Below are 7,809 nucleotides of genomic sequence, written 5' to 3'. Positions count from 1 at the left end.
CCCCCCCCCCCCCCCCGCGCCCCCGCCGGCGGGGGGGTGTTGTGACTTTTTTTCCCTCTCCCACCCCATCACCCGCTCTCGTGGCCGGGGGCCCGCGGTTTTGTCTCGGGGGGGGCGGCCCCCCCCCCCCCCCCCACCCCTGGCTATCGACAATCCCAAAGAGGAAAAACAATGGCTGGAAAACAGCTCGTAGCGGTGACGGGAGCGAGTTCTGGTATCGGCGAGGCAGTCGCCAAGGTGTTTTCGCGTGCTGGCCACCCTGTTCTGATGATGGCCCGCCGTCTTGAGCGCATGGAGGCGCTGAACCTGCCCAACAGCATGGCCCGGCAGGTCGACGTGCGGGACCGCGCCGCAATCGCAGCCGCAGTGAAGGAGGCGGAAGCCGAATACGGCCCGGTCGACATGCTTTTTGCCAATGCCGGCATTGCGCGTCTTGCCGACATCGGCCGCCAGCCGCCCGAGGAATGGGACGAGATGATCGACATCAACACGAAAGGCGTGCTGAATTCGGTCCACGCCGTGATGTCGGGGATGATGGAACGCCGTCACGGCACGCTCTTCATGATGAGTTCGATCGCCGGCCGGAAGGTCTATCCCGATCATACCGTTTACTGCGGGACAAAATTCTTCGTTCACGCGGTGTCGGAATCGCTGCGCGACTATCTTTCCGATTATGACGTCCGCGTGGTCGTGCTTTCGCCCGGGGTGATTGAAACCGAAGTTCTGAGCGGCGTTCTCGATCCGCAGACGCTAGCCAACTACAAGGCCAACAAGCTCAAGATCGGTGGCGGGATCGGGCCGGAGCACGTCGCCGACCTCATGCTGCACACCTATCAGATGCCACAGAACGCTCTCGTGCAGGAAATCGTCATCACGCCGACCAGGCAGAAATACTGACGACCCGAATCCGGTCGTCCGAAGAGAGATTGAGAATGGCCACCGTTGAATACAGGAACATCGCCAAGAATTTCGGGCATGTCGAGGTGATGAAGGACATCTCCTTCGGCATTGCCGATCGCGAGTTTGTCGTGCTCCTCGGGCCGTCGGGCTGCGGAAAGACCACGCTCCTGCGCATGACAGCCGGCCTCGAGAGTGTGACCAACGGCGATCTGCTGATCGGCGACAGGCGGGTCAACAACGTTCACCCGCGCGACCGCGACATTGCTATGGTGTTCCAGAACTATGCGCTCTATCCGACAATGAGCGTGTTCGACAATATCGGCTTCAGTCTCGAAGTGGCGAAGATGCCAAAAGCTGAGATCAGGAAGAAGGTAGAATGGGCGGCGGAGATCCTGAATCTCACGCCCTACCTCGGGCGCTACCCCAGGGAACTGTCGGGTGGCCAGCGCCAGCGCGTCGCCATGGGCCGCGCCATGGTGCGGGACGCCGCGGTGTTCCTTTTCGACGAGCCGCTTTCCAACCTCGACGCGAAGCTGCGCACGCATATGCGGGTGGAAATCCGTCAACTCCACAATCGTCTCGGCACGACCACGATCTACGTCACCCATGACCAGATCGAGGCGATGACGATGGCCGACAAGATCGTGCTGATGCATGCCGGCAGGATCATGCAGATCGGCACGCCCGACGAGGTCTACGAGCGACCGAACTCGAAATATGTCGCTGATTTCATCGGCTCGCCTTCGATGAATTTCATCGCTGGCACCGTCGAGACCGCGGGCGGCAGTCCTCGCTTCGTTGCCGAAGGCGTGTCGATCGGCCTCTCACCGGAAATCAAGGCGAAGCCAGGCCAAAAGGTCATCATGGGCGTTCGGCCAAACGATCTCGGCATTTCGGATGCGGGCGAGATCAAGGGCGAGGTCGTGCTGTCCGAAACGACCGGCGCGGATGTTCAGATTCATTTGCGCGTGGCAGGATACGACGCCATCGCCGTGGTGCCGCGTGACGCGCGCCGCAACGCCGGCACCGCGATCAACCTTTCGGTGCTGCCGGGCAAGGTGCACCTGTTCGATGCAGCCACGGAACTGCGCGTCGCCTGAGCGATTCGTGAAAAAGTATAATGTGACCCGTCAGCGTGCGCGCTGCCTCAGCCCTTTAGGCGGAGATAGTCAGCCAAGGCCACTGCGTTGTTATGCGTTTCGTCTTGCGCGCCGTAGAGCAGCGTCACCCGATCTTTGTCGAGCATGGCGCGCAACTGGCCGACCGCCTCGCCGTTCCTGTCGAGCTCGTCGCGATATCGCTGCTGGAATTCCATCCAGCGCGACGGCTCGTGGCCGAACCATTTGCGCAATTCATCGCTGGGCGCGATGGTCTTCAGCCATAGCGTCAGCGCGGCGTCTTCCTTGCGGACGCCGCGCGGCCATACGCGGTCTATGAGCACCCGCTGGCCATCGCTGGGCGAGGGTGGCTCGTAGATGCGCTTGACCCTGATATCGAGTTTCATTGTCAACTCCGGGGGTTGACCGCCACGACGGCTGTTGGCGGCTGCTTACGCCCACTCGCCCTTGCGCATCACCGGCACGCGGCTGCCGTCCTTGCCGACGCCGTCGATGTCGATCTTGTCCGAACCGATCATCCAGTCGATATGGATGAAGCTCTTGTTGCCGCCGCGCGCCGCGATCTCCTCCTGGCTGAGCGAGGCGCCATCGACGAAGCATTTCGAATAGCATTGTCCCAATGCGATGTGGCAGGCAGCGTTCTCGTCGAACAGTGTGTTGAAGAACAGCAACCCGCTCGCCGATATCGGTGAGGAATGCGGTACCAGCGCGACCTCGCCAAGCCGGCGCGAGCCCTCATCGGTATCGAGCACTTTCTTCAGCACACCCTCGCCCTTCGAAGCTTTTGCCTCGACGATGCGGCCCTCCTCGAAACGCACAGCGATGCCGTCGATCAGCGTGCCCTGGTAGGACAGCGGCTTGGTGCTCGACACATGGCCCTCGACGCGCCTTGCATGCGGCGTGGTGAAGACCTCCTCGGTCGGGATGTTGGGATTGCAGGTGATGCCGTTCCTGGCGGTCGAGGCGCCGCCCATCCATTCATGGCCGTCGGCCAGACCGACGGTCAGATCGGTGCCGGGTCCGGTGAAATGCAGGGCATGGAAATTATGGCCGTTCAGCCATTCGGTGCGGCTGCGCAGTGCAGCATTATGCGCTGTCCAGTTGCCGATCGGGTCTTCTACGTCGACCCGCGAAGCGGCAAAGATGGCGTCGGCGAGCTTTGCCACGGCGACGTCATCGGCATCGCCGGGGAATACCTGTTTCGCCCAGGCCAGGTCGGGATAGGCAACGATATTCCAGTTGATGTCGAAGCCGGTGATCTTTTCCAGCGCCGGCTGATAGGCGATCGAATTAGCCTTGTTGGCACGCGCTACCTTGGCCGGGTCCTGTGCCGACAGCAGCGAGGGATCCTCGCCGCGCACGGCAAGCCTGGCGGCATTGCTGGCGAAGGCCTTCGCCATCCCCTCATAGAGCCAGCCGGCGGCGTGGTCGAAGCCGGCGTCCTCCCCATAGCGGAAACGCGCCAGCGTGATTTCGTCGTCGTTGAAGATCGGCGTCACCAGGCCGGCACCTGCCTTGTAGGCGTGCTCGACGATCCGCCGTGTCAAGGGCAGCGCTGCGATCGACGATGTCAGCACCAGATCCTGCCCCGGCTGTAGCTGCAGCCCGACCTTGATGGCGACTTCGGCCAGCCTGTCGAGTTTCACCGGGTCGATCGTTGCGGAAACGCCGCGCGAATGTGTGGTCATGATCCTGCCTGTCGCGATGTGGGAGTCTGGTTCCCTACATAGACCTGCACTGCTCTCCTTTCCACCTGGATTGCACGGGGCAGGTTCAGCTCGCGCTGGTCAGCGACCCGAATTGCGCCATCGTCGCCGCTATTTCTTCGCGGATCCAGACTTTGAAATCCCTGACCTTGCGGCTTTCGGTCTTGGCGGCGGAGGTCACCAGCCAATAACCGAGCCCGCTCTGGGCGCGGACGCCGAAGGGCGCGACAAGGCGGCCATCAGCCAGTGCGTCGGCGGCCAGCAATTGCCAGCCGAGCATGACGCCGTGGCCGGCGATCGCCGATTCCAGGCACAGCATCGGGTCGGTGAAGCGCGCGCCTTTGAGGAAGGTGACCGGCTTCACCCCGGCGGCCTCGAACCAGCTTTCCCAAGTGATCATCGCCCTCTCGTCGGTGATCGCGCAGGTCAGGGCGAGGTCTTCGATCGACTTCAATTTGTCGGCGATCACCGGGGCGCAGACCGGGAAGACCTCCTGCGCCAGCAACAGTTCCGCGCGCCCGCCCGGCCATGTCCCGTCGCCAAGCCGGATGGCGATGTCGATGTCCGAGCGGTCGAGATCGGCAATCCGCACCGAGGCGTCGATGCGCAAAAGCACATTCGGATGCCGGGCGAAGTGACGCGACAGCCTCGGCAGCAGCCACTTCGACGCGAAAGCCGGAGCGACCGAAACCACCAGCGTGCATTCGGAAGCCTCGTCGGCAAGCGCCACGGCTTGGGCGAGTTCGCGAAAGCCTGCCCCGAGGCGCGCAGTGAAGACGGTGCCGAATTCGGTCAGCACGAGACCGCCCGCCGTTCGTTCGAACAGCGCCTGTCCGAGCTGCTCTTCCGTTCGCTTGATCTGCTGGCTGACGGCGCTGGCGGACACGTTGAGTTCGCTCGCCGCAGCCGAAAGCGACCCCAGGCGGGCGACGGTTTCCACGGCGCGCAGGCCGTTGAGATGGACGCGGTTCAGTATTGCCATGTAGTTTTTCTAAACTCGTACGGTCGAAATCTCAATTGAAATACCGGGCGGAATGGCAGAATCTGGATGGAAAGCAGACCTTTAGAGGAAGAATCCTATGAAGATTTTATCATTTCTCAGGGTCTTTTCTGTTGCTGACACGCGGCAAGGCCGGTCGCGTGAAAGCGAGACCACAAGATGGGTGATCGATCCGCTGTCACACCCTGTGCTCGACACCATGTCGGAGCGCGAGCTCGGCGACGTGCCGTTCAGGCTGACGGCCAGGCGCACTGCGTACGAGACCGGCACGGCCCAAACCGGCTGCGGCTGATGAACAGATTTAGCGGGTCGGGCCCTCTGCGGGCGCACATTTGCCAACAGCTGCGGCAACCCGTTCTGGCCCAACGCAAGCGGATTGTTTGACAGGCTCGTGCACCTATTGTGCACTGCAATGAATGTCGCTTCGCCGTCCCCTTTGCGTCTCGCCTTCGCCGGCATGATTGCCCTGGCCGTTGCCATGGGCATCGGCCGCTTCGTCTACACGCCGATCCTGCCCGGCATGATGGAGGAACTTGCACTGTCGCCGGCGGATGCCGGCTGGATCGCATCCGCAAACTATCTCGGCTATCTCATCGGCGCGCTTGCGGCCGCCGGTGGCTGGGCCCACGGCCGCGAGCGCATGCTCATGTTTTCCGGCCTCGCCGCCAGCACCATCCTCGCCGGGTTGATGGGACTGACCGATACGATGGCGGCCTTTCTCGTCATTCGCTTTCTCGCCGGTGTGGCCAGTGCCTTTGTCATGGTCTTCATGTCCAGCATCGTCTTTGGCCATCTGCTTGCGGCCAACCGCAACGGCCTGCAGGCGCTGCATTTCGGCGGCGTCGGCCTCGGTATAGCAGTATCCGCGGCGCTGATGGCTGTTCTCGTCATCGGACATGCCGGCTGGGCGGCGGGCTGGCTGTGGTCGGCGGCGATTTGTGGCTGCGGCTTCGCTGTCGTGGCCCTGCTGGTGGGGCCTGCCTCGACCACCAACGGCGTTGCGCGCCGGGAGCCGGCGCTGCCGAAGGACCGGTCGTTGTTGAAAATGATTGTCGCCTACGGCCTGTTCGGCTTCGGTTATGTGGTGACGGCGACGTTTCTCGTCACCATCGTCCGCCAGGGCGGCGGCGGCCGCGTCTTCGAGGCGGTCGTCTGGATGGTCACCGGCCTTGCCGGAATTCCCTCAGTCTGGCTGTGGCAGAAGATCGCGGAAAGGATCGGCCTCTACGCGGCCTGCCTTGCAGGTTGCCTCATCGAGGCGGTCGGCGTGACCGCCAGCGTGGCTATGGGCGGACGCGCCGGGCCGCTGCTCGGCGGGTTTCTGCTTGGCGCCACATTTATGGCCATGACCGCACTCGGCCTCCAGGCCGTAAGGCAGCTTGCACCGCAGGCGCCGCGCCGGACTTTCGCGGTCATGACGGCTTCCTTCGGCCTCGGCCAGATCATCGGCCCGCTCGTCGCCGGGCTGCTGGCGCAAGCATCGGGTGGTTTCTTCCTGGCTTCGATCGTGGCTGCCGCCGTCTTGGTAGCCTCCGGCGTCGTCGCCTGGTCGGCTGCGCCAAAATCGCCATGATTGTGGGTTTGCTCGGTATGGGCATCGGGCACGGGCATTTTCATTCCGACCGATGTGTGACCTTATGCCCGCTGAACAGCAACGCCGCTGATTTGCGCATCGACCGAGGATTTCGCCACAGTGTTCGTATCCTTTTTCCCGCAGCCGAAGTTGTTCTTCACTTCGGTCGCCGTCTGGAGCCTTGCCGGAATCCTGTTCTGGTTTTTCGGCGGCGAGCAGTTGGGCGCTGTTTTCGGGCTGCCGCCGGCAGCGGCTGGCGTGCCTCCAGTCCTAGGAATGACGATCTTCTGGACCAAACCGTTTATCTGGTTCTATATCTATTTTGGGTTTCTAGTTGGCGCCTTCTACGCCTTCTGGCGCGTTTATTCTCCTCACCCCTGGCAGAATTGGTCGATCCTCGGTTCGGCGCTTATCCTGTTTTCGACATATCTCAGTGTGCAGATTTACGTGGCGCTGAACAACTGGCGCGGACCCTTCTTTGATCTGTTCCAGAAGGCGATCACGACGCCTGGTTCGGTAACCGCCGGCGAACTCTATTCGATGTTCTCGATCTACGCCTGGATCGGCGCTTCGGGCATGGCTTTGTTCGTCATCACCCGGTTCTTCGTCAGCCACTATATCTTCCGCTGGCGCACGGCGATGAATAACTACTACATGACGAACTGGCAGAGATTGCGGCACATCGAAGGCGCGTCTCAGCGTGTGCAAGAGGACACGATGCGGTTCTCCACCACGATGGAAGGCCTTGGTGTTTCGCTCGTTGACTCCGTCATGACGTTGATTGCGTTCCTGCCCTTGCTCGCGCAACTCTCAAGCCATGTGAAGGTCTTGCCACTCGTTGGCGAAATTCCCTATTCCCTGGTTGTAGCCGCTGTCACCTGGTCGATTTTCGGTACCCTTCTTCTCATGATTGCCGGCATAAAACTGCCAGGGTTGGAGTTCAAGAATCAGCGAGTCGAGGCCGCCTACCGCAAAGAACTGGTGTACGGCGAAGACGATGCGGCGCGTGCAGCACCGCCCACAGTGGCCGAACTCTTTTCCCATGTCCGACGCAACTACTTCACTCTCTATTTTCACTACGCCTACTTCAATGTCGTCCGATCCGGCTACCTGCAGGCAGATGCCATCTTCGCCAGCGTGATCCTCATTCCTACGATTGCTGCTGGAACAATCACCTTGGGCGTATGGCAGCAGGTTTCCACTGCTTTCGGCCAGGTCAGTTCCTCATTTCAGTATCTGGTCAATGCCTGGCCAACCATTGTCGAACTGCTCTCCATCCACAAACGCCTGAGTGCTTTCGAGGCGACGCTGGAAGGAGAACCGCTGCCCGAAATCGACCAGCGCTATCTCGAACGTCAAGGCGCCGAGGACCCGGCCTGAGATTTTTGGGACAAGGACGTGGGGGGGGGGGCCGGCCCCCGCCCCCGGGGGTTTGGCAGCGCCCCGGGCGCCAAAAAACAAGGGAGAGGGGGAGGTCAAGCCAGAACGCGAGGTTGGGGGCCGGCCCGCCAA

At 62.0% G+C, this 7,809-nt stretch carries 8 protein-coding genes; 5 read left to right on the top strand and 3 right to left on the bottom strand.

Annotation, left to right across the window (positions count from 1 at the left end; translation table 11 throughout):
* Positions 1–171: 171 nt before the first annotated feature.
* Both NKH73_RS32325 and NKH73_RS32320 read left to right on the top strand, forming a co-directional pair.
* Complete coding sequence (locus NKH73_RS32325; protein WP_352939529.1) at positions 172–897, top strand: SDR family oxidoreductase; 726 nt, start codon at positions 172–174, stop codon at positions 895–897.
* A 35-nt stretch (positions 898–932) separates the two neighbouring features.
* Entirely contained in the window at positions 933–2,000 is a 1,068-nt protein-coding gene (locus NKH73_RS32320) for an ABC transporter ATP-binding protein (RefSeq protein ID WP_352939526.1), read from the top strand.
* Between the two features lie 47 nt (positions 2,001–2,047).
* Here NKH73_RS32320 and NKH73_RS32315 read toward each other — a convergent pair whose 3' ends face one another.
* The 3 genes from NKH73_RS32315 to NKH73_RS32305 all read right to left on the bottom strand — a co-directional run bounded on the left by NKH73_RS32315 (position 2,048) and on the right by NKH73_RS32305 (position 4,706).
* Positions 2,048–2,404 (bottom strand): DUF488 domain-containing protein, encoded by a 357-nt coding sequence (locus tag NKH73_RS32315; protein WP_352939523.1) that lies wholly within the window; start codon positions 2,402–2,404, stop codon positions 2,048–2,050.
* A gap of 45 nt (positions 2,405–2,449) precedes the next feature.
* A complete protein-coding gene (locus tag NKH73_RS32310) occupies positions 2,450–3,706 on the bottom strand; it encodes an aminopeptidase (RefSeq protein ID WP_352939520.1) in 1,257 nt (418 codons plus the stop codon).
* A gap of 85 nt (positions 3,707–3,791) precedes the next feature.
* Positions 3,792–4,706 (bottom strand): LysR substrate-binding domain-containing protein, encoded by a 915-nt coding sequence (locus NKH73_RS32305; protein WP_352939517.1) that lies wholly within the window; start codon positions 4,704–4,706, stop codon positions 3,792–3,794.
* A 97-nt stretch (positions 4,707–4,803) separates the two neighbouring features.
* Between NKH73_RS32305 and NKH73_RS32300 the strand changes: the two genes are divergently transcribed.
* The 3 genes from NKH73_RS32300 to sbmA all read left to right on the top strand — a co-directional run bounded on the left by NKH73_RS32300 (position 4,804) and on the right by sbmA (position 7,677).
* Entirely contained in the window at positions 4,804–5,016 is a 213-nt protein-coding gene (locus tag NKH73_RS32300) for a hypothetical protein (protein ID WP_352939514.1), read from the top strand.
* Between the two features lie 120 nt (positions 5,017–5,136).
* On the top strand, positions 5,137–6,297 hold the full coding sequence (locus NKH73_RS32295) for a YbfB/YjiJ family MFS transporter (RefSeq protein ID WP_352939511.1): 1,161 nt from the start codon (positions 5,137–5,139) through the stop codon (positions 6,295–6,297).
* Positions 6,298–6,417: 120 nt separating this feature from the next.
* Complete coding sequence (gene sbmA, locus NKH73_RS32290; protein ID WP_352939508.1) at positions 6,418–7,677, top strand: peptide antibiotic transporter SbmA; 1,260 nt, start codon at positions 6,418–6,420, stop codon at positions 7,675–7,677.
* Positions 7,678–7,809 lie beyond the last annotated feature (132 nt).

Source organism: Mesorhizobium sp. M0938, assembly GCF_040319125.1.
Classification (GTDB): Bacteria; Pseudomonadota; Alphaproteobacteria; order Rhizobiales; family Rhizobiaceae; genus Mesorhizobium; species Mesorhizobium robiniae.
The sequence above is the reverse complement of the archived record's forward strand: the minus strand, read 5'-3'. Positions and strand labels throughout refer to the sequence as shown.

Coding starts and splice junctions, on each gene's coding strand:
- NKH73_RS32295 (WP_352939511.1), top strand. CDS start 5,137: ATGAATGTCGCTTCGCCGTCCCCTTTGCGTCTCGCCTTCGCCGGCATG.
- NKH73_RS32300 (WP_352939514.1), top strand. CDS start 4,804: ATGAAGATTTTATCATTTCTCAGGGTCTTTTCTGTTGCTGACACGCGG.
- NKH73_RS32305 (WP_352939517.1), bottom strand. CDS start 4,706: ATGGCAATACTGAACCGCGTCCATCTCAACGGCCTGCGCGCCGTGGAA.
- NKH73_RS32320 (WP_352939526.1), top strand. CDS start 933: ATGGCCACCGTTGAATACAGGAACATCGCCAAGAATTTCGGGCATGTC.
- NKH73_RS32325 (WP_352939529.1), top strand. CDS start 172: ATGGCTGGAAAACAGCTCGTAGCGGTGACGGGAGCGAGTTCTGGTATC.
- NKH73_RS32310 (WP_352939520.1), bottom strand. CDS start 3,706: ATGACCACACATTCGCGCGGCGTTTCCGCAACGATCGACCCGGTGAAA.
- NKH73_RS32315 (WP_352939523.1), bottom strand. CDS start 2,404: ATGAAACTCGATATCAGGGTCAAGCGCATCTACGAGCCACCCTCGCCC.